The organism is Streptomyces sp. NPDC059668, assembly GCF_042734135.1.
Classification (GTDB): Bacteria; Actinomycetota; Actinomycetes; order Streptomycetales; family Streptomycetaceae; genus Streptomyces.
In genome coordinates this window covers 13,523-40,474 of the sequence record NZ_JBHWEL010000081.1, presented here as the reverse complement: position 1 = coordinate 40,474, position 26,952 = coordinate 13,523, and the positions used below count along the sequence as shown (strand labels likewise).

The following is a 26,952-nucleotide window of genomic DNA, read 5'->3' as shown; positions in this document are numbered from 1 at the left end:
ATTGAGGACAAGGCCCTTAAGGCCGGAGCGGGGGTCTGGGGGCGGCAGCCCCCAGGGACGGGACCACGCTCAGGTCGCCAGCGCCTCCTCCTGAGCCTCGCTGAGCACCGGCACCGGCATCGCCACCGGCTCCACGGTCGGCGGCGGTGACCCCACGGACACCACGGCGACGTCCCGGTGCGCCGGATCCCGTACCTCGCCGACCAGCAGCTCCAGTACGTCCTCCAGCGCCACGAGTCCGAGCACCTTCCCCGACGCGTCCGCGACCTGCGCGAGGTGCGTGGCGGCCCGGCGCATCACGGTCAGGGCGTCGTCGAGCGGGAGTTCCGACCGCAGGGTCGTCATGTGCCGCCAGATCTGCTGGGGCACCGCGCGCTCGGACTCCTCCAGGTCGAGGACGTCCTTCACGTGCAGGTAGCCCATGAAGGCGCCGTTCTCCGCGACCACCGGGAAGCGGGAGTACCCGGTGCGCGCGGTGAGGGCGACGACCTGGCCCGGGGTGACCGAGGCACCCACGGTGACCAGCGACTCGCGGTCCAGGAGGACGTCCGTCACCGGTCGGGAACCGAGTTCCAGGGCGTCCTCGAGGCGCTCCTGCTCCTCCGGGTCCAGCAGTCCCGCCTGGCCCGAGTCCTCGACCAGGCGGTTGAGCTGCTCGCTCGTGAAGACCGCCTCGACCTCGTCCTTGGGCTCCACCCGGAACAGCTTCAGGATCAGCCGCGCGCACGCGCCGAGGGCCACCGTGACCGGCCGGCACAGGCGGGCGAAGGCGACCAGGCCCGGGCTGAGCCACAGCGCGGTCTTCTCCGGCGCGGCCATCGCCAGGTTCTTCGGGACCATCTCGCCGATGACGAGGTGGAAGAAGACGACGAGGGCGAGCGCGATGACGTATCCGAGGGGGTGGATCACGCCGTCCGGCAGACGGACCGCCTCGAAGAGGGGCTCCAGCAGATGGGCGACGGTCGGCTCGGCGACCGCGCCGAGCGTCAGGGAGCAGATGGTGATGCCGAACTGGGCCGCGGCCATCATCTGCGGCAGCCGCTCCAGTCCGTACAGGACCTGGCGGGCGCGGGCCGACTCCAGCGGCTCGATCTGGCTGCGCCGCACGGAGACGAGCGCGAACTCGGCTCCCACGAAGAAGCCGTTGGCGAGCACCAGGAGGACGGCGAAGAGAAGTTGGAGCACGCTCATCGGACGGCCTCCGGGGCGAGGGCCGCGTCCGCGATCCTGACCAGCCGGACCCGTTCGGCGCGGTAGTGCCCGACCTGGCGCACCGACAGGCGCCAGCCCGGAAGCTCCGCCCTGTCACCGGGTGCGGGGATGCGGCCGAGCAGATCGGCGACGAGTCCGGCCACGGTCTCGTACGGGCCCTCGGGCACATCCAGTCCTATGCGTTGCAGGACGTCGACACGGCAGCTGCCGTCGGCGTCCCAGGCGGGCCGGCCCTCCTCGGGCGGCGCCACGGCGAGTTCCGGCAGGTCCTGTCCGTCGTGCTCGTCGCGGACCTCGCCGACGAGTTCCTCGACGATGTCCTCCAGGGTGACGACGCCCGCCGTACCGCCGTACTCGTCGACGACGACGGCGATGGGCTGCTCACTGCGCAGCCGTTCCAGGAGCGGCTGCACGGGCAGGGTCTCCGGGACGAGCAGCGGGGCCTGGGCGATCCGGCCGACGGGCGTGCGCAACCGGTCGTGCGAGGGCACCGCGAGGGCGTCCTTGAGGTGGACCATGCCGACCACCTCGTCGATCCGCTCCCGGTAGACGGGGAAGCGGGACAGGCCGGTGGCCCGGGTGAGATTGACGACGTCCTCCGCCGTGGCCGTCGACTGGAGGGCGCTGACCCTCACCCGCGGTGTCATGACGTGCTGCGCGGTCAGGTCGGCCAGCGAGATGGTCCGTACGAAGAGATCCGCGGTGTCCTGCTCCAGGGCGCCGGCCTGGGCCGAGTGCCGGGCCAGGGAGACGAGCTCGCCGGGGGTGCGGGCGGACGCCAGCTCCTCGGCGGGTTCGACGCCGAGCGCCCGTACGAGCCGGTTGGCGACCGTGTTGAGCGCGGCGATCACCGGCCGGAACAGGCTGGAGAAGACGTGCTGCGGGCCCGCGACGAAGCGGGCGACCTGCAGCGGCTTGGACACCGCCCAGTTCTTCGGCACGAGTTCGCCGACGACCATCTGCACGGCCGCGGCGAGCAGCATGCCGACCACCACGGCCACGCCGGACACGGCGCCCTCGGGCAGGCCGAGCGCGGTGAAGGGGCCGTGGAGCAGCTGGGCCAGCGCCGGTTCGGCGAGCATGCCGACGACGAGCGAGGTGATGGTGATGCCGAGCTGGGTGCCGGAGAGCTGGAAGGACAGCTCCTTGAGCGAGTTGACGACGGTACGGGCCCGTCGGTCGCCTTCGGCCGCGGCCTTCTCGGCGTCCGGCCGCTCGACCGTGACGAGGCCGAACTCCGCCGCCACGAAGAAACCGTTGGCGAGGATCAGCAGGAACGCGGCCGCGAGCAGCAGCAGGGGGATGGTCATGCCGCCGCCTCGATGGGTCGGGAGGGGGCGGCGCAGGTACTACAGGACGATCCGTCCATCGCTGGAGGGAGTCACTCCTCGGGTAGCAGGGGGCCTCTGAATGCCGGGTGGCACGTCAGTGGCGGAGGCGCAACGAAAACGCCTCCGCCAACAGGTTAATCAAGACATGGGCCCGGCGGGCAGGGTGGAAGGCCGAGAGTCAGCCGTGATGTTGCTCCGGGTCGCCGATGGAGCGGGCCTCGGCGAGGGCCCGCAGGGTGCGGGCGTCGTCGATCGCGCGCTGCCGGGCGATGCCCGGCTGGATGCCGAGCGCCGGGAGACTGGTGCCGTCACTGAGGTTGAGGAACACCCAGGGGTCGCCGGGGCGCAGGTTGACCTGGAGGATCTCCGCCCAGTCCAGGCGCCGGCTGCTGGCGATGTTGACAACTGTGACTCCGCTCTCATCGGCGACGACCTTGGGCCGGGAGAGCAGCAGGAGCACGCCGAGAAGGAGCGCGGCGGTGAAGACGAAGCTGACGCGCTCGCCCGGGCTGAGCTGCTCCAGGAGCATCGCGACCGTCGTGATGACCACGAAGATCGAGACGCCCGCGGTGAGCAGGACGGCCCGGGTCCGGGACGGCCGGAACGTGACGGGGAGCTCGGGAAGGTGGGACATGGCTCGGACGGTCCTCAGAGGCGGCAGGCGTGGATGGCCGTGGTCAGGATGGCCCGCGCGCCGAGCGCGTACAGGTCGTCCATGATCCGCTGCGCCTCCTTGGCGGGGACCATCGCGCGGACGGCCACCCAGCCCTCGTTGTGCAGCGGCGAGATGGTCGGCGACTCCAGGCCGGGGGTGAGCGCGACGGCCTGCTCCAGGTGCTCGGCGCGGCAGTCGTAGTCCATCATCACGTACGTCCGTGCGACCAGGACGCCCTGGAGGCGGCGCAGGAACTGCTGGACCTTGGGCTCGGCGTCCTCGGAGGTGTCGGCTTCGACACGGCGGATGACGACGGCCTCGGACTTCATGATCGGCTCGCCGAAGACCTCCAGGCCCGCGTTGCGCAGCGAGGTGCCGGTCTCGACGACGTCCGCGATGACCTCGGCGACACCGAGTTCGATCGCGGTCTCGACGGCGCCGTCGAGGTGGACGACGGAGGCGTCGATGCCGTTGTCGGTGAGGTGGCCCGCGACGATGCCCTCGTAGGAGGTGGCGACGGTCAGGCCGGCGAGGTCCTCGACGCCCTTGGCGGTGCCGGGCTTGCCGGCGAAACGGAAGGTGGAACGCGCGAAGCCGAGCGGGAGGATCTCCTCCGCCTTCGCTCCGGAGTCGACGAGCAGGTCGCGGCCGGTGATGCCGATGTCGAGGCGGCCCGAGGAGACGTAGATCGCGATGTCGCGGGGGCGGAGGTAGAAGAACTCGACCTCGTTGCCCGGATCGACGATCCTGAGCTCCTTGGACTCCCGGCGCTGCCGGTAGCCGGCCTCATGCAGCATCTCCGCCGCAGGTCCTGACAGGGAACCCTTGTTGGGGACGGCGATGCGCAGCATGAGGTCGGCTTCCTTTGTTAGTGCGTACGTCTGGTGGTGCGTACGTCGGCGGGGTGCGGGTCGCGGCTCAGAGGTGGGCGTACACGTCGTCGAGGGAGATTCCGCGCGCCACCATCATCACCTGGACGTGGTAGAGGAGCTGGGAGATCTCCTCGGCGGCGGCGTCCTTGCCCTCGTACTCGGCGGCCATCCAGACCTCTGCGGCCTCTTCGACGACCTTCTTGCCGATGGCATGGACACCCTTGCCGACCAGCTCGGCGGTGCGTGAGGTGGTGGGGTCGCCGTTGGCGGCCTTGTGCTGGAGCTCGGTGAAGAGCTCCTCGAACGTCTTCTTGGACATGGTGCTGCCCACCCTACGCGCCCGAGCCGGTGTCTCAGCGCCAGGGTTCGGATACTGAGCGCAGCGTGGCCGCGGTCGCCACGGCGGCCGTCACCGCCTCGTGCCCCTTGTCCTCGTGGGAGCCCTCGATGCCCGCCCGGTCCAGGGCCTGCTCCTCGGTGTCACAGGTCAGTACGCCGAAGCCGATGGGGACGCCCGTGTCGATGGAGACCTGGGTGAGGCCCTGTGTGACGCCCTGGCACACATATTCGAAGTGGGGTGTGCCGCCGCGGATGACGACACCGAGCGCGACGACGGCGTCGTAGCCGCGGCCCGCGAGGACCTTGGCGACGACCGGGAGCTCGAAGCTGCCCGGGACCCTCAGCAGGGTCGGTTCGTCGATTCCCAGCTCGTGCAGGGCGCGCAGCGCGCCGTCCACGAGGCCGTCCATCACCTTTTCGTGCCACTGTGCCGCGATGACCGCGACGCGCAGGTCGCCGCAGTTGCGTACGGACAGTTCGGGTGCACCCTTGCCGCTCACGTCTCTCCTCAGTGCCTCTGTGCCGTGTTGCCGGTCGTGCCGTGTTGCCGGTCGTGCCGTTGTCGCCGGTCGTGCCGTTGTCGCCGGATTCCGTTGCTGCCGGTCTCCGTCGTCACTGGACTCCGCGGGTGTTGCCTCCCGCGGGTGTCACTGGTTGCCGCAGGCGGAGGCGGTGGGCGTCTCCAGCCAGGGCAGGTCGTGCCCCATCCGGTCCCGCTTGGTGCGCAGGTAGCGGAGGTTGTGTTCGCCCGCCTGGACGGGCATCGGCTCCCGCCGGACGACCCGCAGGCCGTACCGGACGAGCGCGTCGGTCTTGTCGGGGTTGTTGGTCAGCAGACGCAGGCTGCGGACGCCGAGGTCCTCCAGGATCTGCGCGCTCGCGCCGTAGTCGCGGGCGTCGGCGGGCAGGCCGAGTTCGAGGTTGGCGTCGAGGGTGTCCCGGCCGCGTTCCTGGAGCTCGTAGGCGCGCAGCTTGGACAGGAGTCCGATGCCCCGTCCCTCGTGTCCGCGCAGATAGACGACGACGCCGCGGCCCTCGGCCTGGACGCGTTGCAGGGAGGTCTGCAGCTGGGGGCCGCAGTCGCAGCGCAGCGAGTGGAAGACGTCGCCGGTCAGGCACTCGGAGTGGACGCGGACGAGGACGTCCTCGCCGTCGCCGATCTCGCCGTGGACGAGGGCGACGTGCTCGACCCCGTCGAGGGTGGAGCGGTAGCCGTACGCCGTGAACTCGCCGAAGGCGGTGGGCAGCTGCGTCTTGGCCTCGCGGCGGACCGCGGGCTCGGCCGGGGGTGCCCCCTGGTCGAGCGGGGCCGGCAGCTGGGGGGAGCGGCGGTAGGCGACCAGGTCCTCGATGGAGATGATGGTCAGGCCGTGCTTGCGGGCGAACGGGATCAGTTCGGGAAGGCGCAGCATGCGGCCGTCCTCCCCCGCGATCTCCACGATGGCGCCCGCGGGGCGCAGTCCGGCGAGCCGGGCCAGGTCGACGGCCGCCTCGGTGTGGCCGTTGCGGACGAGGACGCCGCCGGGCCTGGCGCGCAGCGGGAAGATGTGGCCCGGCCGCACGAAGTCGCCCGCCCCGGCCTGGCCCCCGGCCAGCAGCCGGAGCGTGGTGGCGCGGTCGGCGGCGGAGATGCCGGTGGTCACGCCGTGGGCGCCGGAGGCGTCCACCGAGACCGTGAACGCCGTCCTCATCGACTCGGTGTTGTTCTCGACCATCTGGGGGAGCTGGAGGCGGTCGAGTTCGTCGCCCTCCATGGGTGCGCAGATCAGTCCGCGGCACTCGCTCATCATGAACGCGATGATCTCGGGGGTCGCCTTCTCGGCGGCGATGACGAGGTCGCCCTCGTTCTCCCGGTCCTCGTCGTCGACGACCACGATCGGCCGGCCCGCCGCGATGTCGACGATGGCCTTCTCGACCGGGTCGAGCGTGAAGTCCGAGGCGTCCTGCTCGTGGCCGGTGCTGTACCAGACGGGGGCGGCGGTCATGCCGGGACTCCTTCCAGGAGGGGCTGCCCGGCCTTGCGGGAGCGCAGCCACCAGTCGCGCATGCCCCACAGGACGAGCGCGCCGTAGACGACGTAGACGAAACCGGAGAAGGCGAAGCCGTTGGCGAAGTTGAGCGGGACGCCCACCACGTCGACCAGCAGCCAGGCGAACCAGAACTCGACCATGCCGCGCGCCTGGGCGTACATGGCGATGACCGTGCCCACGAAGATGTAGGCGTCGGGCCAGGGGTCCCAGGACAGCGACGGGTACGCGTGGAACAGGGCGCTGACCGCGAGGGTGCCGACGGCGGCGGCGCCCACCAGGAAGCCACGCTCGCGCCAGGTGGCGAACCGTACGGCGACGGCGCCGTCCTGGCCCCGGCCGCGGTTCCACTGCCACCAGCCCCACAGGGCGACGACGATGACCACGAGCTGCTTCCCGGCGCTGCCGGAGAGATGGGCCGAGGCGAAGGCCGTGAGCAGGATGACGCCGGACAGGAGCTGTACGGGCCAGCTCCAGAGGGAGCGACGCCAGCCGAGCGCGAGTCCGATCAGACCGATCACGTTGCCGATCATGTCCGACCACTTGATGTGCTGTCCGAAGAGGGTGAACGCCTCGGAGTTGAGCCAGTTCACGGCCGGCCCCCGGAGGTGTCCGGCAGCGCTACCGGCTGCCCGCCGCGGGCGCCGAGCAGCCGCTCGACGTACTTGGCGATGACGTCCACCTCGAGGTTGACCGGGTCGCCGGGCTGCTTGCGGCCGAGCGTGGTCAGGTCGAGCGTGGTGGGGATGAGACTGACGGTGAAATGGTCCGGGCCCGCGTCGACCACCGTCAGGCTGATGCCGTCGACGGTGATGGAGCCCTTCTCGACCACGTACCGGGTGAGGTCCGCGGGGAGCGAGATCTTCACGATCTCCCAGTGCTCGGACGGCTTGCGCTCGATGACCGTGCCGGTGCCGTCGACGTGGCCCTGGACGATGTGTCCGCCGAGGCGGTCACCCACGGCCATGGGGCGTTCGAGGTTGACGCGGGAGCCGACGGTGAGGGCACCGAGGCTGGAGCGGTTCAGGGTCTCCGCCATGACGTCGGCGGTGAATTCGTCGCCCTCGTGGTCGACGACCGTGAGACAGACTCCGTTCACGGCGATGGAGTCGCCGTGCTGTGCGCCCTGCGTGACGACGGGTCCGCGCAGACGGAAGCGGGAGGCCTCGTCGAGATTCTCGACGGCGGTGACCTCACCCAGCTCTTCGACGATTCCGGTGAACACTTCCCGGGTCCTCCTGCCTCATGGGGCACGGACTCCGGGGCCTGTCGATGACGACAGAACTGAACGGACTGCGACACCGGGAACGATGCCGAAAGGGACCTGTCCCGCAGGACACGTCACGACAACCGGCAGCGCGCACGAATGCCCGCCCGCCGCGCACTGCCTCCCATCCGGACTTTAACCGTCGGTCCAGGAATTTCACCTGGTCAACCGGCCGCTGGAAGCGACCGGGTCGCGGACTGTAACCGCCGGTTCGGACTTTCACCGACCCCGGAGTGCGCTGCTTCTGGTACAGCATCAGTGTGCCATGCCCTGTCCATGCCCATGCGGGTGAAGTTCTGTGGGGTGCCTCACAGGTCACCCGAACGAGTTGTCGCGGATGCACGGGGGCGGCCAACTCCCGGGAACGGGCCCATGCTTGACGGAGGTACGGATATTGGTCCATACCTATTGACGCTCTGGTCTAGTCCTCTTAGGGTCGGCGATCAAGGTTTGCAGAAGCCGAGGTGGCCTACTCGCCCCCTGAGCGACCCGGCGGCGGTGACGGAGGCCCTTGCCCCGCCGCCGGGTCTCCCCACCAGAGGGAGACAGACCGTGGTACGCCGCCGGGAACTCGGCCTCCGGGCCCCGGACTTCCCCCTTCCGGCCACGGGCCGGCGGCGGCCGGAACGCCTTCGGGCGGGTGCGCCGGCGCGGTGGGTCACCGTGGGTGCGGCGTGAACGTGAAGAGGTCGTCCTGGGCCGACTCCCGAGCGGTCAGGAGGGCGCCCCTCAGCACCGCGCCTCCGCCCAGCGCGCCGGCCCGCACCTCGGCCGGCAGCGGGGACATCCGGGCCAGCCGCTCGCCGACCCGCGTGGCCAGCGCCTCCCCGCCGGCCTGCCCCACCTCACCGCCGAGCACCACGCAGCCGGGGTCCAGCACCGCCACGACGGACGCGGCACCGACGGCGAGACGGTCGGCGAGCGCGGCGAGGAACCGGTCGGCACGGTCGCGCCGGAGGCCGTCGGCGCCACCGGAGGACGCGGCCGCCACCGCCGCGCGCACCAGAGCCGCCGCCCGTGGTTCACCGGGGACCTCCGTCGCCGCCAGCTCGTACCCCGCGGCGAGTTCGGCGATCGCGGCGGCCCCCGCCAGCGAGTGGAACCCTCCCTCGCAATCCGTCGCCGAGGGGAGCGTGGCGGTGCCCGGAACCGGGAGGAACCCGATCTCGCCGGTGCCGCCCGAGGCGCCGCGGCGGAGCCTGCCGTCGAGGACGACGGCCGCGCCGGTGCCGTGACCTAGCCAGAGGAGGACGAAGGTGTCCCGGTCCCGGGCCGCGCCGTCGCGCTGTTCGGCGATCGCGGCGAGGTTCGTCTCGTTCTCGACGATGACCCGGGCCGGCAGGCGTTCCTGGAGGGCCGCGACCAGCCGGCGGTGCCATTCGGGCAGGCCGGAGGAGTCCCGGAGTTCACCCGTGGCGGGGTCGATGAGGCCCGGCGCGCCGATGCCGACGGTGTGCAGCCGCTCGGCTCCCGCCTCCTTCGCGGCCCGCTCCACCAGGGCGACCGCCTGCTCCACGGCGGGCCCCGTGCCGGCGTCGTCCGCGATGGGCACCGACGCCCGGGTGAGTTCCGCGCCGAGCAGGTCGGCGACGACGACCGTGACGCCCTCCGTGCGGACGTCGAGGGCGGCCAGCTGCGCCCGGTCCGCGACGATCCCGTACAGCCGGGCGTTCGGGCCGCGCCGCTGCTCCCCCGACTCCCCCACGACCGAGACCAGACCGGCGGCGGTCAGGCGTTCGACGAGGTCGGCGACGGTGGGCCGGGACAGGCCCGTGAGCTGCTTCAGCTGTCCGGCCGTCAGCGGACCCTCCTGCTGCAACAGCCGCAGGGCGAGCCGGTCGTTGATGGCCCGGGCCGTGCTCGGAGATGCGGGCATGCCGGGATCTTCCCAGACCACGGAGTCCTCCCAGATCGGCGGGGCCCGCCGACGCGGGACCCGGAGCTCACGGCCGCCGGCCGGGCCGGCCGACGCATCGCCTCTTTATCGCCTATCTATCAGGCAGGGTCCCTGATAGTTTACGGCGGCAATATGGGGAGCGGAGCCGGGAGGGCGGGAATGACGGAAACGACGGGACCGACGGCGACCACGAAGGGCGTGGTCCAGGACCCGGGCGAGGTGAAGCGGGCCCGGTACGCCGTGGCCGCCGTGTTCGCCGTGCACGGAGCGGTGACGGGCTCGTTCGCCACCCGCGTGCCCTGGATCCAGGACCACGCGTCCGTCAGCACGGGCCAGCTCGGACTGGCCCTGGCGTTCCCGGCCGTCGGGGCGTCCCTCGCGATGCCGCTGGCGGGCCGGATCAGCCACCGCTTCGGTGCTCGCACCGCGCTGCGCGGGCTGATCTCCCTGTGGACGCTGGCGCTGGTCCTCCCGTCCGTCGCGCCGAACCTCTTCACCCTGTGCCTGGCCCTCTTCGTCTACGGCGCGACGGCGGGCATGGCGGACGTGGCGATGAACGCGCTCGGCGTCGAGATCGAGAACCGCCTCGGCAGGTCGATCATGTCGGGGCTGCACGGCATGTGGAGCGCGGGCGCGCTGGTCGGGTCCGCGGGCGGCACCCTCGCCGCGCACCTCGGTTCGGACGCGCGTCTGCACCACGTCCTCGCGGCCGGGGTCCTCACGGTCCTGGGCCTCACCGCGTGCCGATGGGTCCTGGACCTGCGGCCCACCGAGGACGAGGTCCCCCCGCCGCGCTTCGCGCTGCCGCCGAAGTCCGCGCTGCTCATCGGCGCGATCGGCTTCTGCGCCGTGTTCGCCGAGGGCGCGAGCCTGGACTGGTCGGCGGTCTATCTGAAGGACGAACTCGGCACCTCGGCCGGGCTCGCGGCGGCGTCGACGACCGGCTTCATGCTGACCATGGCGCTGGCCCGGCTCGTGGGCGACGCCGTGGTGAACCGGTTCGGCGCGGTGCGCACCGTGCGGGCGGGCGGGCTGCTGGCCGTGCTCGGCGGACTGCTCGTCGTCGTCGCGGGCAACCCCGCCGTAGCGATGGGCGGCTTCGCCCTGCTGGGCCTCGGGATCGCGGTCGTCGTCCCGCTCTGCTTCGCCGCGGCGGGTCACGCCGGCCCCAACCCCAGCCAGGCCATCGCGGGCGTCGCCACCATCACCTACACCTCGGGGCTGGTCGCGCCGAGCGCGATCGGCTCGCTGGCCCAGGCGACCAGTCTGGTGGTGTCGTTCGGACTGGTCACGGTCCTGGCGAGCGGACTCGCCGTGTTCGCGGGCGTGCTGCGCGCGGGCGAGCGCGACCGTCCGAAGGTCAGTCCCCCGAGCGCAGCAGTTCCCGGCCCGCGGCCCTGAAGCGGTCGCTCCACGGCGTCGGGCGCAGCGTGCCGGCGTCCAGCCGGACCAGGACGCGGGTCCCGCTCGCGTAGGTCACCGAGCCGTCGGCCGAGCAGAAGCGGAAGCCGTAGGTCAGTCCGGTGGTGCCGAGCCGCTCCAGCCACAGGTGGACGGCGTACGTGCCGGGCCGGTCGACGGGTGCGTCGTAGCTGATCCGGAGTTCCCTGACCGCGTTGCAGAAGTCGCCCGCGGCCTCCCAGTCGCCCTCGAAGCCGAAGCCCCTCTCGTTCCAGAACGCGGTCCAGGCACGTTCGACCAACACCGGATAGCGGGCGTTGTGCAGCAGCCCCAGCGCGTCGAGGTCGTCGAAGTGGACGGTGACGGGGAGCAGACTCCCGTACGGGAGGGCGGGGGCGACGGGGGCTTCGGCGGTCACGGGCGGGGCTCCTGAGGGTGCCGGGAGGGGAGGTGGGGGCACCCCATCCTAAGCAGCCGCTCAGGAGCCCCTGATCAGGGTGTTCGTCCGGGTCAGCCCGCGATCGAGTCGAGCTGCTCCGCGGCCGGCCGCAGCGCCCAGAGGTCGCCGCCGGGCGGCGCCTCCAGCCGCGGCACCGCGGCGCGCGCCGCCCGGTCCCCCGCGTCGGCCGCCGCGTGCACGACGTCGCTCGCCGCGAAGCGGTGGAACTCCAGTTCCGGGTACGGCCACGGGGCGGCGCCGGTGGCGGCGGGCAGCAGTTGGTCGACCGCCTTGAACAGGCTCTGACCGTCCGGCCCCCGGTACGCCCACAGGTCCACTCCGACGTGCCGGCCGATGGCCGCGAGGCGGGTGTAGGCGACGAGGTCGAAGGTCGAGTAGTGCCAGCTGCGGGTGCGGGCGAGCTCCTGGGGCTGGGTGCCGTCGGCGGCGATCTGCGGGTCGATGCGCCGGGATCGCGCGTCGAGCACGGTCCGCCGGGCCAGCTCCCGGTCGCCGGTCGCGTACGCCAGGGCGGCGAGCTGCATGTCGTAGAAGGTGCCGTGGTTGTTCGCGGCGGCGCCCTCCTCGGTGCCGAAGGCGCTGCCGGCCAGCCAGTCACGGAAGTCCGTGTTCCAGGAGCGCATGGCGGTGCGGTCGGTCCTCGACCAGCCGGGGGCGCCGGTGTCGAGGATCGCGACGGCGTCCAGGACGCTGGTGTAGGACTGCGAGAAGTCGATGATGCCGATGGCCCGGCCGTCGTACTTGCAGGGGATGAACTGCCCGTGGTCCAGGTTCGGGTTCATCCGGGTGGCCGGGGCGAGGAACCAGGTGCGCAGGACGGTGGCGGCCTTCTGGGCGTACTGCTTGCGGCCCGTGTAGTACCAGGCGAGCGCCAGGTCGTACGTCGAGTCGAAGACCTTCTCGACGTCCTGGCGGTCGGTGCCGGTGTCGACCTCGGGGTTGCGCTGCCCGTCGCGCTGGACGTAGGGGCAGCCCCACGGGTTGTCGGCGGTCGCGGGCTGTGAGGGCCACCAGTACGGGGCCTGGCTGAGGTAGTCGTGGGCGTCGCCGCCGGGGGCGGGCTTCGGCTTGTCGACGACCGTCCAGGGGCCCTGGTCCAGCCAGCCGTCCGCCCGGGCCGTGAGGTTCGCGACCGCGTGCCGGAGTCCGGCGTCGCCGTGGTCGAGCCGGATCTTCGTCCGTTGCAGCCGGGCGCCGTCGAGGACCGCGGTGGCGGGGGCCTTCGGTGCCGAGCGGCCCTCGTGGGCCGAGGCGGTCGGGACGACGGCGGCCGCGAGGGCGACCACGGCCGCCAGGACCACGCCCGCACGGGGTCTTCTACCCATCGAGCACTCCGATCCAGTATGTGAACGCAGTTCATGAATAGGACCGTGCGAGCGTAGGACCGCCGGCTAGCCATGACAATGGTCCGGACCGATTCACGTACAGAGAAAGCGAAGCCCGCACCATGGATCTCGGCGTGCGCTGGAAACTGCACGGCGACGGACGCAACCCCGCGCCCGGAGCCGTCGTCCGCCCCGATGAACGCCTCTCCTGGCCACGCACCGTCGGGCTCGGCGCCCAGCACGTGGTGGCGATGTTCGGGGCGTCCTTCGTGGCGCCCGTGCTGATGGGGCTCGATCCGAACCTCGCGATCATGATGTCCGGCGTCGCCACGGTGATCTTCCTGCTCGCCACCCGCGGCCGGGTGCCCAGTTATCTCGGCTGTTCGCTCTCCTTCGTGGGCGTCGCCGCGATCATCCGCGCACAGGGCGGCACCAGCGCGACGGTGACCGGCGCGGTGTTCGTCGTGGGCGTCGCCCTGTTCCTGGTGGGGATCGCCGTCCAGCGGTTCGGGGCACGGATCATCCACGCCGCGATGCCGCCGGTGGTCACCGGCGCCGTCGTCATGCTGATCGGTTTCAACCTGGCTCCGGTGACCGCTTCCACCTACTGGCCGCAGGACCAGTGGACGGCCCTGCTCGTGATGCTGTTCACCGGGCTGTCCCTGGTCTGCCTGCGCGGTTTCTGGTCCCGCATCGCGATCTTCCTCGGCTTGGTGTTCGGATATGTGATCTCGTGGCTCTTCGACCGGATCTTCGGGAAGATCCACTCGGTCGACGCGAGCGGCAAGGTCACCGACCACTGGCGGCTGAACCTCTCCGGTGTCGGCAGGGCGGACTGGATCGGGCTGCCGCACTTCCACGGCCCCTCGTTCCAGTGGTCGGCGATCCTCGTCGCGCTGCCGGTCGTGATCGCGCTGGTCGCCGAGAACGCGGGCCACGTCAAGGCGGTCGGCGAGATGACCGGCGACCCCCTGGACGACAGGCTGGGCACCGCGATCTCCGCGGACGGCGCCGCCTCCATGCTCTCCACGGCGGTCGGCGGCCCGCCGAACACCACGTACTCCGAGAACATCGGCGTGATGGCCGCGACACGCGTCTACTCGACCGCCGCCTACTGGGCCGCCGCCGGATTCGCCCTCCTGTTCGGCGTCTGCCCCAAGTTCGGCGCGGTCGTCGCCGCGATCCCGGGCGGCGTCCTCGGCGGCATCACCGTCATCCTGTACGGCATGATCGGCCTGCTCGGCGCCCAGATCTGGCTGCACGGCCGGGTCGACCTGCGCAATCCGCTGAACCTGGTGCCGACCGCGGCGGGCATCATCATCGGTGTCGGCGGCGTCACGCTGAAGTTCACGGACACCTTCTCGCTCAGCGGCATCGCGCTCGGCACGCTCGTCGTGATCACCGGGTACCACGCGCTGCGGGCGATGGCGCCGGCCCATCTCAGGACCGGGGAGCCGCTGCTCGACTCGGGCACGTCGGCCTACGACGAGGACGGCACCCCCGAGGACCCGGACCGGCGCGCCGGCGCGTAGGCGACGACGATCCGGCCGGCGGCCACGGCACAGCCGCTTCGGCACGGCCGCCACGGCACGCACCGATGCCCGGGTGCCCGTACGCGCTCCGCCGCCCCGCGTGCGGCCGGGCACCGGGCACCGGGCACCGGGCACCGGGCACCGGGCACCGGGCACCGGGTGCATGGGACCGACACGGGGTACCGCCCCCGCCGTCGTCACTCCCGGCAGGCGGTTTTCCCTCGTTCCGGGGACGCGACCGGCCAGGCGGCACGGCCGTCGGGCCGCGGCTGGGACTCTTCCCCCATGGCGCAGTTGGAACAGTTCACCGCTCCCGTGCACATGGTCGTCTCCCGGATGCGGGCCCTGGAGGCGACGCTGCCGGAGCGGGACGGGGTCGCGGTCTTCAACCGTGTCTACCTCACCGTCACCGAGGAGATCGACCGGCGCCTGGACGCCGGGGAGTTCCCGGACCCCGGGGCCGCGGTCACCCTGGACGTGCGCTTCGCCGAGCGGTACCTGACGGTGGCCGAGGAGGGCCGCCCGCCCGCCTGCTGGCGGCCGCTGCTGCAGTTCCGACGCCATCCCGGAGTCCTTCCGCTGCAGTTCGCGCTCGCGGGCGTCAACGCGCATGTCGGACACGATCTGGCGCTCGCCGTGGTCGACAGCTGTCGTGCGCTCGGGTGCGAACCGGCCGATCTGGAGGACGAGTTCGAGCGAGTGGGCGACCTCCTCGTCTCGATGGAGGAGCGCGTCCGCGAGGATCTGATGCCGGGGCCCGACCTCCTGGAGGTCGCCGACCCGCTCACCCATCTGCTCGGCGCGTGGAGCCTGGAGCGGGCGCGCGACGCCGGCTGGTCGGCCGCGCGGACGCTGTGGGCGCTGCGCGGACTCCCCGGCCTCGCCCGCGAGTTCGAGGACCGTCTCGACGCGGCGGTGGGCCTGACCGGACGCATGATGCTGACCCCACTGGGGGACCGAATCGGCCACTGTGGAAGGTGAGCCGGTGATCCTCCCGGTGCTCGCTGTACGTTGACCGGACGGCTCACCGAAGTGCAAAGGAGCGACTGGTATGGCGATCCGGCTCGGACTCGGCCTTCCGCAGATGAAGCAGTACGACATCGGGCGCGATGTGCCGGCGGTGGCCCGCGCGGCGGAGGAGACCGGCTACGAGAGCCTGTGGGTGTTCGAACGGGTCCTCTTCCCCGAACCCGCGACGCAGGGGCTGTACGGGGTTCCGGGACTGCCCTGGCCCGACAGCTACCGCTCGGTCGCCGACCCGCTGGTGACCCTGACCCTGGCGGCCGCGTCGACCTCCCGGGCCCGGCTCGGCACCAGCGTCCTGGTGGCGCCCCTGCACGTCCCCTTCCAGCTGGCGCGCTCGCTCGCCACGCTGGACGCGGCCAGTGGCGGCCGGGTGGTGGCGGGCCTCGGTACGGGCTGGTCCCACGACGAGTACGCGGCGGCCGCCGTGGCGCCCTTCGAGAAGCGCGGCAAGGTCCTCGACGAGATCCTGGACGTCTGCGCGGCGGTCTGGGGACCGGACCCGGTGTCGTACGAGGGTGACCTCACCACCATCGCCCCGTCCGTGGTCGGGCCGAAGCCAGCGCGCCCGATCCCGGTGTACCTGCCGGCGAACAGCCCACGGGCGTCGCGCCGGCTGGTCGACCGCGCGGACGGCTGGATGCCGGCCGCCCAGGGCGTCGAGCAGCTCTCCGAGGGGTGGACCCGGCTCCGGGATTTGGCCGCCGAGCGCGGCAGGTCACGCCCGATCGAGGTCTGCGTCCGCGTCAACGCGCAGTACACGGCCAAGCCCTACGAGGGGGCCGACCGTCCGCTGTTCACGGGCAGCGCGGCACAGATCGCCGAGGACCTGGCCGCACACAGGGTGGACGGGGTCGGAGAGTTCCTGATCGATCTCCAGGCATCGCTCCGCGACGCCTCGGAACTCGTGGACGTGGCGGCGGAGGTGTACGGGCTGGCCCGCGCGGCCGGGGTCTGACCACCGCGGCCGGGGTCCGAGCACCACGGCCGGGTCCGAGCAGCGCGGCCGTGGTGCCGGCACCCCGGCCGTCCGGCCCGCCCGCGGCTGTGGACCCTCAGTCCTCGGGCAGTTCCACCGGCGCGATCTCGTCGTAGACGTCGCCGGGCCCGGGGTTGGTCGGGTCGGTCGTTCCGCCCAGCTGGTGCATGACGCCCCAGACCGCGTTCAGCGCGGTCTGCACGGCGCCCTCGGCCCAGCCGGCCGTCCAGGAGATGTCGTCGCCGGCGAGGAAGATGCCCCGCTTGTCCTCGGGCAGCGCGTCCTGCATGAAGTGCGTGAACAGACGCCGCTGGTAGCGGTAGTGGCCGGGCAGGTTGGCCTTGAACGCCCCCATGAAGTAGGGCTCGTTCTCCCAGGAGACGGTGACCGGGTTGCCGATGATGTGCTTCCGGATGTCGACCTTCGGGTAGATCTCGCCGAGCGACTTCAGCATGACCTCCATCCGCTCGTTCGCGGACAGCGGCAGCCACTTGAGGCTGTCGTCGCACCACGTGTACGAGAGACAGATGACGGCGGGCCTGTCCGGGCCCTCGTCCAGGAGGTAGGTGCCGCGCGTCATCCGGTCGGTGAGCGTCATCGACATGACGTCACGCCCGGTCGTCTCGTCCTTGTCGAGCCAGAACGGACGGTCGACGGGCACGAAGAGCTTGCTCGACTCCATGTAGTGGGTCCGCTCCATCGCCGTCCAGTGGTCGATCGGGAAGAGCGAGTCGTCGCAGGCGATCTTCGAGAGCAGCAGCCAGGACTGGGCGGTGAAGATCGCGGCCTGGTAGGTGCGGATGTCGCCGTTCGCGTCGGTGACGGTGATGCCGTTGCCCGCGGTGCGGTGCAGCCGCGTCACGGCCGGGCGCGGTGCGCCGTCGTGCAGCGACGACAGGGAGGTGCCGTACGCCCAGTGGACGATCTTCTCCGGCTCGCGCTCCCACAGCCTCAGCGGAAGCTGCTGGGAGCCGCCGACGATGCCGCGGTGGTGGTCGTCGGCCTCGGTGTAGACGACGCGCAGGATCTCGAGGATCGAGTTCGGGAAGTCGGTGTCCCAGCCGCCCGTGCCGAAGCCGACCTGGCCGAAGATCTCGCGGTGCCGGAAGGACTTGAAGGAGTCCGAGTCGCAGAGGAAACCGTAGAAGGTCTGGTTGTCGAGCTTCTCCACGAGCTTCGCCCAGATCTCACGGATGCGCGGGACGTCGCGCTCGCGCATGGCCCGGTTCATGTCGGAGAAGTCGGCGCCCTCTTCGAGACAGGCGTTCCAGGCGTTCATCACGTCGCGGTAGACCTGCGGCAGGTCGTCGACGGTGGTCGCGTAGTGCGACTCTCCCTTGAGGTCGACGACCGTCGAGGGCGTGGTCTCCGCGAGCGGGTTGGGGAACGGCCGGGTCTCCAGCCCCACCAGGTCGATGTAGTGCTGGAGTGCGGTCGAGGACGGCGGGAAGCGCATGGCGCCCATCTCGGCCGTCAGTGAGGGGTCGCACCCCTCGAAGCCGACCGTGCGCAGCCGGCCGCCGATCTCGTCGGCCTCGTACACGACGGGCTTGAGGCCCATCTTCATCAGTTCGTAGGCGGCCACGATGCCGGAGAGGCCGCCGCCGATGACCGCGACCTCGGTGCCGTGCTCGGTCGCGGGTATCTGGCCGAGGCCCGCGGCGTGCGCGAGGAAGTCGTCGTACGCGTAGGGGAAGTCCGGGCCGAACATGGTGATCGGCGGCTGTTGCGCGTCGGTGTGCTGGACGGCGGTGGGCACCGTGGACGTCATGGGGTACGGACTCCTTGCGACAAAGCTTCGGGGGGAGGGCTGAGAAGTCAGACGAGCGACCCGTAGAGGCCGGGGCGGCGGTCCTGCAGATACGGGTTCGCCTCGCGCGAGGCCGTGAGGAAGGCGGGGTCGGCGTCCGCGAGGACGAGCTCCTCGGCGCGTCCGGCGCGGGTGCGGGCGACTCCGTCGGGGCCGGCCAGCGTGGACAGCCCGACGAACTCGAACTCCCCCTCCACGCCGACCCGGTTGACGTAGGCGACGTACATCTGGTTCTCGAAGGCGCGTACCGGGACGACGGACTCGGCGACGAACTGGAAGGGGTGCATCTGCGCGGTCGGCACGACGAGGAGGTCGGTCCCGGCGAGGGCGTGCGCCCGGACGTTCTCCGGGAACTCCACGTCGTAGCAGATCATCAGGCCGACACGGAGGCCGTTCAGCTCGGCCTGGACCACCGGCTGGTCGCCCGGGGTGAAGTGGTCGCGCTCGAAGCAGCCGAAGAGGTGGGTCTTGCGGTAGTTCGCGAGCCGGGTGCCGTCGGCGGAGATCAGCTGCGCGGAGTTGTGGACCTTCTCACCGGAACGCTCGGGGTAGCCGTAGACGACGGCCACGCCGTGCCGGGTGGCGATCTCGGCGATCGCGTCGGCGGCGTCGCCGTCGGCGGGCTCCGCCAGACGCCCGATGTCGTCGCCGATCGCGTAGCCCGTGAGGAACATCTCGGGTGCGGCCAGCAGCCCGGCACCGGCGGCGGCGGCGCGGCCCGCGGCCTCGTCGAGGACCTTGAGGTTCTCGACGACGGAGCCGGGTCGGCCGGAGCTCTGGAGCAGGGCTGTGCGCATGCGTGTTCCTCACCGGTACGGACGGGTTTGGGGGCCAGGTAGACGGTACGGGCGCCTTGCCGGCGTGGACAAGGAGGAGCCGTTGCGTGCCGGTGAATGAATCGTTGCGTGCGGGGGCCGTCCGGCGGTGATTTGTTGTGAGGGGTCTCCGGGGGGTCTCTGGGGGCCTCCCCGGGGCCTCGGGGGTCGGTCGGTTCCGGGGCTTCGCCCCGGGTCCCCCGGGGGGCGGAGTCGGGTGCCGGTGCGTGGGGGCTGGGCGCGCCGTTCCCCGCGCCCCTGGGGGGACTCCGTGCGGAGTCGGGTGCCGGTGGGTGGGGGCTGGGCGCGCCGTTCCCCGCGCCCCTGGGGGGACTCCGTGCGGAGTCGGGTGCCGGTGCGTGGGGGCTGGGCGCGCCGTTCCCCGCGCCCCTGGGGGGACTCCGTGCGGAGTCGGGTGCCGGTGCGTGGGGGCTGGGCGCGCCGTTCCCCGCGTCCCTGAAGCGCCGGTCCCCGCGCCCCCTGGAAAATGCCGGTCTCCGCGGGCCCGGAAGTGCTGGTGTCCGCGTCCCCGAAACGCCGGTCCCCGCGGTCCCGGAAAAGGGAAATCCGGGGCGCGGGGAGCTGGGGGTCGGTGGGGGCGTCTAGTCGAGGGTGAACGTGGTGAGTACCGCCGCGTGGTCCGAGGGCCAGGCGTTGGCCGCGATGTCGGGCCAGGTGCGCGGGGTGCCGGTGACGACCGTGCGGGAGTCGCGTACGTGCAGGCCGCGGCCGTCGTGCAGGACGAAGTCGATGCGGTCCTGCGGCTCGGGGCGGCCGCTGCCGTCCTCGTGGAGGGCGTGGATCGGCGACCAGGTGTGGCCCGGGGCCCGCACCGGGTCGGGGTGTGCCTCGCGGTAGGAGTCGCGCAGGCCGGCCTCCTCGGCCGCCCTGGTCACCGGCCACTCGACGTCCGGCCAGTCCAGGTGCGAGGGGCAGTTGAAGTCGCCGAGCAGAATCACGGGGACGCCGGGGACGGCCGCGGCGTCGATCTCGCTCAGGATCTTCCGCATCTGGCCGAGCCGGCCGGCCTCGTGGGCGATCAGTTCGGCCGCCGGGAGCCCGTCGAAGCGGGCCTCGTAGGGTCCGTACGGCGTGTAGTCGAGGTGGGTGCTCCAGACGGCCACCTCCTGACCGTCCTCCAGCCGGATCCGCACCCCGGTCCCGCCGTAGAAGCCGACCTCCGGGTCACCGAGGCGCGCGGTGATCGGGTGGCGGCTGATGATCCCGAGGTTGTCACCGGCCCGGTGGTGGTGCCAGCCGAGCGCCTCGGCCAGTTCCCGTGCCGCGTCGCCGTACGTCTCCTGGAGGCCGACCACGTCCGCGCCGGTCTCCGTGATGACCTTGAGCTGCTTCTCGCGGTGGTCGTCGACCTTGGTGCCGCCGTACCAGAGGTTCCAGCTCATCACCCGCAGCTCACGGGGTGCCAGCATGCCCCGCAGTCGGTCCGGCGTCACCTCCTCCAGGCTGGTGAGGACCGTGCGTCCGGGGGCGGGGTCGATCGGCGCGAGCGAGGGCACGGCGAGCACCGCGCACCCCGCGGCCTCGGCGGAGGCCACGCCGGTCTCGGTGTCCTCGACGGCCACGCAGAGCGCGGGGTCCACGCCGAGCGCGCGGCAGGCGGCGAGGTAGGGGTCGGGAGCCGGCTTGGTGCGCTCGGTGTCGTCGGCGGTGACCGAGGTGGCGAAGTGTGCGGCGCCGAGCGCGTCCAGGACGGTGTCGGCGACGGCCCTGGGGGATGCGGTCACCAGGGCGGTGGGGACGCCCTCGCGTGCCAGGTCCCCGAGGAGCCGCAGCGCGCCCGGCCGGGGCACGATCCCGGTCCGGACGCGGTCCGCGAACTCCTTGTGCAGCCCGGCGGCGATGCCCTCCGCCGGGGTCCCCGTGACCGCGCCCAGCCAGTCGGCGGTGTACTCGACGGGCCGCCCGAGGACCTCCGGCTGATCCGCCCCGGTGAGCGGACGCCCGAGCCCGACGGCCACCTGTTCCACCGCCTCCCACCACAGTCGCTCGGTGTCCACGAGCGTGCCGTCCATGTCGAACAGGACGGCCTGGAGCGGGAGTCGGGGGGTGGCGCGATGGGTCACGGTGGTCTCTTTCATCAGTGGGGGGAGTCCGGTGGGGCGAGGTCCGGCGGGGAAGGTGCCGGGCGCGGAGCAGGTCAGTGCGCGCGCTCGGCGACCAGTACCGGCCGCTCCGGCAGGCGTACGGTGACGGCCGCGCCCGGGCCGATGACGGCGGCCTCGTGCGTGGGCAGGTCAGCCTTCACCTCGGTGCCGTCCGCGAGCCGCACGGTGACACGGGTGGCCGCCCCGAGGAACGCGCTGGCCACGAGCCGGGCGTCACCGGCGTCGTCGGCCTCCACCCGTACCGCCTCGGGCCGGACCAGCACGTCCACCTCCCGGGCGTCGGGCGCGTCCCCGTCGACCGGCAGCCGCTGTCCGAGCACCTCGACCGTAGTGGCCTCCAGACGCCCCGGAATACGGCTCATCGTGCCGACGAACTCCGCGACGAACGCGGTGGCGGGCCGCCCGTACAACTCGGCGGGCGCCGCGCACTGTTCGAGGCGCCCGGACCGCATCACGGCGACACGGTCCGCCATGGACAGCGCCTCCTCCTGGTCGTGCGTCACGAAGAGGGTGGTGATGCCGAGTTCCTGCTGGAGCCTGCGGATCTCCTCGCGCAGGCTGAGCCGCACCTTCGCGTCGAGCGCCGACAGCGGTTCGTCGAGCAGCAGGACACGCGGGCGCAGGGCGAGCGCACGGGCCAGCGCGACGCGCTGCTGCTGGCCGCCGGAGAGCTGGTGGGGGTAGCGCTCTCCCTTGTCGCCCAGGCCCACGAGGTCGAGCAGTTCGGCGGCGCGGGTGCGCCGCTCCGCCGTCCGCACCTTGCGCATGCGCAGCCCGAAGGCCACGTTGTCGAGCGCGCTGAGGTGCGGGAAGAGGCTGTACGACTGGAAGACCATGCCGGCGTCGCGGCGGTGGGCGGGGACACGGGTGACGTCCTCGCCGTCGACCAGCACCTCGCCGGAGTCGGGGTGTTCGAAGCCGGCGAGCATCCGCAGCGCGGTGGTCTTGCCGCAGCCGGACGGGCCGAGCAGGGCGAGGAGTTCGCCGGGCCGGGCGGTCAGGTCGAGCCCGTCGAGGGCCACGGTCGTGCCGAACGAGCGGCGCAGGCCTCGGAATTCGACGGTGGCGGCCTTCTCCACCGCCAGGGCGGTCTTGTGCGTGGTGAGGGTCATGGTCATCCCCGGGAAGCGGTACGGGAGCGCCCGCCGAGCCCGGCGAGCGAGAGGAGCAGTGCCCAGGTGACGAGCAGGCTGAGCACGGAGACGGCGACGGAGAGCTGGGCCTGCGAGCCGCCGATGCTGTAGATCCACACGGCGAACGGCTGGAAGCCGAGCAGCTGGGCGACGGTGAACTCGCCGAGCACCAGCGCCAGGGTGAGGAAGGAGGCGTTCAGCAGTGCCCCGCGCAGATTGGGCAGCACGACCCGCACCAGCGCCTGCGGCCAGTTCGCCCCGCAGCTGCGCGCGGCCTCGACGAGGGTGCGTACGTCGACGGCGCGCAGTCCGGCGTCCAGGGCCCGGTACACGAAGGGCAGGGCCATCACCACGTAGGCGAGGACGAGCACGAACGGGAAGTCGGGGTTCTGCAGTGCCACGAACGTCTGGAAGAGGGGGGTCCGGGAGAGGTGTTCGGGCCCCCACTTGAGGACGGTGGAGATCCCGGCGACGAACGCGATCGGCGGGACGACCAGCGGCAGCGAGCAGATCACCTCGACCACGGGCCGCAGCTTCGGGGCGCTCAGCCGCAGGGCGACCATCGCCGGCACCATCAGCAGCAGGACCACGGCGATGGTGGCGGCGGCCAGTTCCAGCGAGAGCAGCAGGCTGGAGGTGAAGCCGTCGGCGCCGACGATCTGGCTGTAGGCGTCGAAGGTGATCCCCTGGTTCGGCACGTCGACCGTGAAGACCAGCGACGCGGCGAGCGGGATCAGGAAGTAGAGCCCGGCGAAGGCCAGGACGACGCCGCGCCACAGGCGCGGACGCGGGGACTTGTTCACGCTTCCAGCCATCGCGCGCTCCGTCGTTGCAGGGGCAGGTACACGGCCATGACCAGGCCCGCGACGAGGACCATGTCGAGGCTGAGGGCGAGCGCCACGTTCTCCTGGCCCACCAGGACGTTGCCGGAGATGGCGTCGGCGATCTGCAGGGTGACCAGCGGGACCGCGCTGCCCACCATGGCCGCGGCGGTGGCGTACGCCGCGAAGGCGCTGCCGAAGAGCAGCACCAGGCCGCCGAGCAGGGAGGGCGCGAGGACGGGGAGGGCGACGTGGCGCCAGTACTGGACCCCGGTCGCGCCGTTGTTCTGCGCGGCCTCCCGCCACTGGGAGCGCAGGCCGTCCAGGGCGGGCGTGATGGTGAGGACCATCAGCGGGATCAGGAAGTAGAGGTAGACGATGACCAGTCCCCAGAAGCTGTAGAGGTTCCAGCCCTTGTCGGACAGGCCCAGGTGCCGGGTCAGGACGCCCGCGTTGCCGAGGGTGGCGACGAAGGCGAAGGCCAGCGGGACTCCGCCGAAGTTGGCGAGGACACCGGACGCGGTCAGCACGGCCTCGCGCAGCGCGCGGAAGCGGGAGGTGACCACGGCCTGGGCGAGCAGCAGTCCGAGCACGGTCGCGAGGGCGGCCGAGACGGCGGACAGCTTGACGCTGCCGACCAGGGCGGTGAGGTACGCGCCCTGGAGCGAGGCGGTCAGGTTGGCCGTGGTGTACGAAGCGGCACCGGTGGCCTGGTCCTTGACGGTGAAGGCGCCGTTCAGCATGGCCAGGGCGGGAACCCCGAAGGCGATGGCGACGAACGCGAGCAGCGGCAGGACGGCGAGGGGGCCGACGGCGCGGCGCCGCCGCTGCCGTGGGGCAGCGGCGGGCACCGTGTCGGCCTCGGTGAGGGCGACGGTCATCCGGAGACGGCCTTGCCCCAGCCCTGGGCGAGGACGCCCTTGGCCTTGTTCTGCTGGTCCTCGGTCGGGAAGGTGGGCGTGCCCGAGACCTTGGGAAGCGCGGCGGCGGCGGTCTTGTCGAGCGTGCCCGCCTTGTCCATGGCCGGCATCAGGGCCGGGCGGGCGTATCCCTTGAGCCAGAGGTTCTGGCCCTCGACGCTGTAGAGGTACTCCTGCCACAGGCGGGCGGCCGCGGGGTGCGGGGCGTCCTTGTTGATGGCCTGGGAGTAGTACTGGGCGTACTGGCCGTCCGCGGGGACCGTGACCGTCCAGTCGAGGCCCTTGGAGTTGAACTCGTCGGCGTAGCCGGCGTTCAGGTAGTCCCAGTCGATGCTGATCGGGGTCTCGCCCTTCTCGACGGTGGCCGGGGTCGACTCGACGGGCGTGTAGTTGCCGTTCTTCTTCAGCTTGGCGAAGAAGTCGATGCCGGGCTGGATGTCGTCGAAGGAGCCGCCGTTGGCGAGGGCGGCCGCGTACAGGCCGCCGAAGGCCGAACCGGACTTGGTGGGGTTGCCGTTGAGGGCGACCTTGCCCTTGTACTCCGGCTTGAGCAAGTCCTTGAAGGTCTTGGGGCACTCCTTGACCTTCTTGGCGTCGCAGCCGATGGAGACGTAGCCGCCGTAGTCGTTGAACCACTGCCCCTTCGGGTCCTTCTGGGCCTCGGGGATGTCGGCGAACGAGGTCACCTTGTAGGGCGCGAGCAGCCCCTGCTGGGCGGCGCTCAACGCGAACGAGCTGCCCAGGTCGAGGACGTCGGGCGCGCGGTCCTGTCCCTTGCGGGAGGTGACGGCGTTGATCTCGTCCTGGCTGGAGCCGGCCGGGTTCTCCACGTCGATCTTGATGCCGTACTTCTTCGTGAAGCCGTCGATCAGCGCGCCGTAGTTGGCCCAGTCACGGGGCAGCGCGATCGCGTGCAGCGTGCCCTCCTTCTTCGCCGCCTTCACGAGGGCGTCGAGACCACCGAAGTCGGCGGCGGAGGTCGCGGTGGCCGCGCTCTTGCCGTCGGCGGTGGTCGCCTTGTCGTCGGGGGCCGCGCCACAGGCGCTGAGGGCGAGGGCGGCGGCGACGGCGAGGCCGCCGGTGAGGACGGCGGTCCTCGGCAGGAACACGGTCACGGTCTCTCCAGGAGTACGCACGAGGGTGTGATGGAGCGGAGAACTTGTCTGAACAAGTTGATCCCAGTAGGCCCGGTGCTGGTGTCCTGTTCGTAAACACTGGCGAAACCCTGAACCCCGATTCCCTGCACAATCCCGGGGTGCTCAGATCACCGTCCGATCTCGATTAGGCTGGTCACGCTGTGCACAACTGCCGGATCAGAGGGGAAGCATGGGGGCGCGACACGAGGAGATCGCCGACGAGCTGCGGCGGGCGATCGACCGCGAGGAGTACACGGTGGGCAGTCTGCTGCCCGCGGAGACGGACCTCGCGGCGCAGTACGGCGTGGCGCGTGGCACGGTCCGGCAGGCCGTCGCGGCCCTGACCGCCGAGGGCCTGATCGGGTCCCGACAGGGCGCGCGCCGGGTGGTGCTGGCCAGCCGCCGCAGCCAGAGCTTCGCCGAGCTGCGCAGCTTCGCCGAGTGGGCCCGCACGATGGGGCGTGAGGCGACGGGACACGTGGTCGAGCAGACCTACCGTCCGGCGACCGCCGAGGATGCCGTACGCCTCCAACTCCCGGAGGGGACGGCCGTGTTGCACGTGCTCCGGGTGCGCGGCCTGGACGGCGAACCGGTGCTCCTGGAGCGGACCGTGTACGCCGACTGGATCTCCTCCGCCGTCGGGTCCATCGAGCCCGACTGCCCTTCCGTGACCCAGCGGCTCTTCGACGACACGGGCCTGGTCTTCGCCTACGGCGAGCACGTCATCGACGCGGTGGCGGCGGGCGCCCAGGACGCCGACCTCCTCGGCATCCGCCGCACCAGCCCCCTGCTCCGCGTCCGCCGCGTCACCACGACCCGGGAAGGCCGCCCCGTGGAGTGGTCGGACGACCGCTACCGCTCGGACGCGGTGAGCTTCAGCGTGCACAACTCGATAGGGAACAACCCCATGGCAAGAAAAACGGCGGAGTAGGCACGGACACCCCGCGCCTGCCAGGGCGCGAGGAGCAACACCCGCCAGGCGCCGGGGAAACCGCACGGCCAGGGGCGCGGGGATTACGCCCGCCGAGGGCGCGACGAGCAAGGCCCGCCAGGCAGTCGGGAAACCGCACCGCCAGGAGCGCGGGGATTACGCCCGCCGAGGGCGCGGGAACTTACGCCCACCAAGGGCACGCTGAACTGCGCCCGCCAGAGCCGCGGGGAGCTGCGCCGCCAGAGGCGCGCGAACCGCGGCCCCTCAGCACCGCTGAGGACTCGCGCCCTTAAGCACGACAGGCATCCCGCACCCCGCACCCGTCGACGCCACGGGCACCCCGCACCCCGCACCCCGCACCCATCGACGCCGCAGACACCCCCACCCCTCAGGGGCGCGGGGAACTGCGCGACCAGCCACGGACCACCCGCGGACGAATCACAACCGCCGCCACCCCACCCCTGGTCAACGGCCACACCCTACGTGGGTGACCCCGAGGAAAACCTCCGCAGCAACGGCGAGAGCACCAGCACGGACTTCGTCCGCTCCACGAACGACTCCCCCGCGATCCGCTCCAGCACGCGCTCGAAGTGCCGCATGTCGGACGCGAAGACCTGGACGACCGCGTCCGCCTCCCCGGTGACGGTGGAGGCGGCCACGACCTCCTGGTAGCGCTCCAGCCCCCGCTGGATCGTCTCCGGCGAGGTGTTGCGCCGGCAGTAGATCTCGACGAAGCCCTCCGTCTCCCAGCCGAGCGCGGCCGGGTCCACCCGTACGGTGAACCCCGTGATGGCCCCGGTCGCCCGCAACCGGTCCACCCTGCGTTTCACGGCCGGCGCGGACAGGCCGACCACCTGGCCGATGTCGGCATAGGAGCGGCGGGCGTCCTCGGCGAGGGCGTGCACGATGCGTTCGTCGAGATCGTTCAGCACTGCGGGTG

25 protein-coding genes and 1 riboswitch are annotated in these 26,952 nt (G+C 71.8%); of the genes, 5 read left to right on the top strand and 20 right to left on the bottom strand.

Annotated features, from left to right (window positions below; all coding sequences use genetic code 11):
- Positions 1-69 precede the first annotated feature (69 nt).
- From ACFV2J_RS36045 to ACFV2J_RS36000, 10 genes are all read right to left on the bottom strand, one after another.
- Positions 70-1,191: a hemolysin family protein gene (locus ACFV2J_RS36045; protein WP_385097754.1), complete on the bottom strand. Its 1,122-nt coding sequence runs from the start codon at positions 1,189-1,191 to the stop codon at positions 70-72.
- Complete coding sequence (locus tag ACFV2J_RS36040; protein WP_385097752.1) at positions 1,188-2,522, bottom strand: hemolysin family protein; 1,335 nt, start codon at positions 2,520-2,522, stop codon at positions 1,188-1,190. Before ACFV2J_RS36040 ends, ACFV2J_RS36045 begins: the two co-directional genes overlap by 4 nt.
- 199 nt (positions 2,523-2,721) lie before the next feature.
- Positions 2,722-3,177 carry a PH domain-containing protein gene (locus ACFV2J_RS36035; RefSeq protein WP_385094616.1) on the bottom strand — a complete coding sequence of 152 codons (456 nt, stop codon included), beginning with the start codon at positions 3,175-3,177 and terminating at the stop codon, positions 2,722-2,724.
- A gap of 14 nt (positions 3,178-3,191) precedes the next feature.
- Positions 3,192-4,049 carry an ATP phosphoribosyltransferase gene (gene hisG / locus ACFV2J_RS36030; protein WP_385094619.1) on the bottom strand — a complete coding sequence of 286 codons (858 nt, stop codon included), beginning with the start codon at positions 4,047-4,049 and terminating at the stop codon, positions 3,192-3,194.
- 67 nt (positions 4,050-4,116) lie between these two features.
- Positions 4,117-4,389 carry a phosphoribosyl-ATP diphosphatase gene (locus ACFV2J_RS36025; protein WP_385094622.1) on the bottom strand — a complete coding sequence of 91 codons (273 nt, stop codon included), beginning with the start codon at positions 4,387-4,389 and terminating at the stop codon, positions 4,117-4,119.
- A gap of 34 nt (positions 4,390-4,423) precedes the next feature.
- Positions 4,424-4,909, bottom strand: coding sequence for a 6,7-dimethyl-8-ribityllumazine synthase (gene ribH, locus ACFV2J_RS36020; protein WP_385094625.1), 486 nt, complete (start codon positions 4,907-4,909; stop codon positions 4,424-4,426).
- 147 nt (positions 4,910-5,056) lie between these two features.
- The gene (locus ACFV2J_RS36015) at positions 5,057-6,394 is read right to left on the bottom strand and encodes a bifunctional 3,4-dihydroxy-2-butanone-4-phosphate synthase/GTP cyclohydrolase II (protein WP_385442667.1); all 1,338 of its coding nucleotides are present in this window, start codon (positions 6,392-6,394) and stop codon (positions 5,057-5,059) included.
- Entirely contained in the window at positions 6,391-7,029 is a 639-nt protein-coding gene (locus ACFV2J_RS36010) for a nicotinamide riboside transporter PnuC (protein ID WP_385094627.1), read from the bottom strand. Before ACFV2J_RS36010 ends, ACFV2J_RS36015 begins: the two co-directional genes overlap by 4 nt.
- Complete coding sequence (locus ACFV2J_RS36005; protein WP_385094630.1) at positions 7,026-7,661, bottom strand: riboflavin synthase; 636 nt, start codon at positions 7,659-7,661, stop codon at positions 7,026-7,028. The genes ACFV2J_RS36010 and ACFV2J_RS36005 overlap by 4 nt, the downstream gene beginning before the upstream one ends.
- 152 nt (positions 7,662-7,813) lie before the next feature.
- A riboswitch (FMN riboswitch) is annotated at positions 7,814-7,944 on the bottom strand.
- 417 nt (positions 7,945-8,361) lie between these two features.
- Entirely contained in the window at positions 8,362-9,579 is a 1,218-nt protein-coding gene (locus ACFV2J_RS36000; protein WP_385442663.1) for an ROK family transcriptional regulator, read from the bottom strand.
- Between the two features lie 180 nt (positions 9,580-9,759).
- Between ACFV2J_RS36000 and ACFV2J_RS35995 the strand changes: the two genes are divergently transcribed.
- Positions 9,760-11,001, top strand: coding sequence for an MFS transporter (locus tag ACFV2J_RS35995; protein WP_385092061.1), 1,242 nt, complete (start codon positions 9,760-9,762; stop codon positions 10,999-11,001).
- Here ACFV2J_RS35995 and ACFV2J_RS35990 read toward each other — a convergent pair.
- Together ACFV2J_RS35990 and ACFV2J_RS35985 are read right to left on the bottom strand one after the other, a co-directional pair.
- Positions 10,961-11,419: an acyl-CoA thioesterase gene (locus tag ACFV2J_RS35990; protein ID WP_385092058.1), complete on the bottom strand. Its 459-nt coding sequence runs from the start codon at positions 11,417-11,419 to the stop codon at positions 10,961-10,963. The two genes, ACFV2J_RS35995 and ACFV2J_RS35990, sit on opposite strands and share 41 nt — an antisense overlap.
- A gap of 92 nt (positions 11,420-11,511) precedes the next feature.
- Positions 11,512-12,786 carry an alginate lyase family protein gene (locus ACFV2J_RS35985; RefSeq protein ID WP_385092056.1) on the bottom strand — a complete coding sequence of 425 codons (1,275 nt, stop codon included), beginning with the start codon at positions 12,784-12,786 and terminating at the stop codon, positions 11,512-11,514.
- A 122-nt stretch (positions 12,787-12,908) separates the two neighbouring features.
- On the opposite strand from ACFV2J_RS35985, the gene ACFV2J_RS35980 reads away from it, so the two are divergent.
- The 3 genes from ACFV2J_RS35980 (at position 12,909) to ACFV2J_RS35970 (ending at position 16,299) form a co-directional block, all read left to right on the top strand.
- Positions 12,909-14,318, top strand: a complete 1,410-nt coding sequence (locus tag ACFV2J_RS35980; protein WP_385092053.1) for a uracil-xanthine permease family protein — start codon at positions 12,909-12,911, stop codon at positions 14,316-14,318.
- A 285-nt stretch (positions 14,319-14,603) separates the two neighbouring features.
- Positions 14,604-15,299 (top strand): DUF5995 family protein, encoded by a 696-nt coding sequence (locus ACFV2J_RS35975; protein ID WP_385092050.1) that lies wholly within the window; start codon positions 14,604-14,606, stop codon positions 15,297-15,299.
- 70 nt (positions 15,300-15,369) lie between these two features.
- Complete coding sequence (locus tag ACFV2J_RS35970; RefSeq protein WP_385092047.1) at positions 15,370-16,299, top strand: LLM class F420-dependent oxidoreductase; 930 nt, start codon at positions 15,370-15,372, stop codon at positions 16,297-16,299.
- 97 nt (positions 16,300-16,396) lie between these two features.
- Here the strand turns inward: ACFV2J_RS35970 and ACFV2J_RS35965 are convergent, their stop codons facing one another.
- From ACFV2J_RS35965 to ACFV2J_RS35935, 7 genes are all read right to left on the bottom strand, one after another.
- Positions 16,397-18,091 (bottom strand): flavin monoamine oxidase family protein, encoded by a 1,695-nt coding sequence (locus tag ACFV2J_RS35965; protein ID WP_385092044.1) that lies wholly within the window; start codon positions 18,089-18,091, stop codon positions 16,397-16,399.
- A 47-nt stretch (positions 18,092-18,138) separates the two neighbouring features.
- Complete coding sequence (locus ACFV2J_RS35960) at positions 18,139-18,927, bottom strand: carbon-nitrogen hydrolase family protein (protein ID WP_385442657.1); 789 nt, start codon at positions 18,925-18,927, stop codon at positions 18,139-18,141.
- Between the two features lie 620 nt (positions 18,928-19,547).
- Complete coding sequence (locus ACFV2J_RS35955; RefSeq protein ID WP_385089720.1) at positions 19,548-21,044, bottom strand: HAD-IA family hydrolase; 1,497 nt, start codon at positions 21,042-21,044, stop codon at positions 19,548-19,550.
- A 59-nt stretch (positions 21,045-21,103) separates the two neighbouring features.
- Positions 21,104-22,183 (bottom strand): ABC transporter ATP-binding protein, encoded by a 1,080-nt coding sequence (locus ACFV2J_RS35950; RefSeq protein WP_385089717.1) that lies wholly within the window; start codon positions 22,181-22,183, stop codon positions 21,104-21,106.
- Positions 22,184-22,185: 2 nt separating this feature from the next.
- On the bottom strand, positions 22,186-23,019 hold the full coding sequence (locus ACFV2J_RS35945) for an ABC transporter permease (RefSeq protein WP_385089714.1): 834 nt from the start codon (positions 23,017-23,019) through the stop codon (positions 22,186-22,188).
- Positions 23,004-23,906, bottom strand: a complete 903-nt coding sequence (locus ACFV2J_RS35940; protein ID WP_153291699.1) for an ABC transporter permease subunit — start codon at positions 23,904-23,906, stop codon at positions 23,004-23,006. The genes ACFV2J_RS35945 and ACFV2J_RS35940 overlap by 16 nt, the downstream gene beginning before the upstream one ends.
- Positions 23,903-25,060 carry an ABC transporter substrate-binding protein gene (locus ACFV2J_RS35935; RefSeq protein WP_385089723.1) on the bottom strand — a complete coding sequence of 386 codons (1,158 nt, stop codon included), beginning with the start codon at positions 25,058-25,060 and terminating at the stop codon, positions 23,903-23,905. The genes ACFV2J_RS35940 and ACFV2J_RS35935 overlap by 4 nt, the downstream gene beginning before the upstream one ends.
- A 211-nt stretch (positions 25,061-25,271) precedes the next feature.
- Between ACFV2J_RS35935 and ACFV2J_RS35930 the strand changes: the two genes are divergently transcribed.
- Positions 25,272-26,012 carry a GntR family transcriptional regulator gene (locus ACFV2J_RS35930; RefSeq protein ID WP_385089711.1) on the top strand — a complete coding sequence of 247 codons (741 nt, stop codon included), beginning with the start codon at positions 25,272-25,274 and terminating at the stop codon, positions 26,010-26,012.
- Between the two features lie 479 nt (positions 26,013-26,491).
- Here the strand turns inward: ACFV2J_RS35930 and ACFV2J_RS35925 are convergent, their stop codons facing one another.
- Positions 26,492-26,944: an Lrp/AsnC family transcriptional regulator gene (locus ACFV2J_RS35925; protein ID WP_385089708.1), complete on the bottom strand. Its 453-nt coding sequence runs from the start codon at positions 26,942-26,944 to the stop codon at positions 26,492-26,494.
- Positions 26,945-26,952 lie beyond the last annotated feature (8 nt).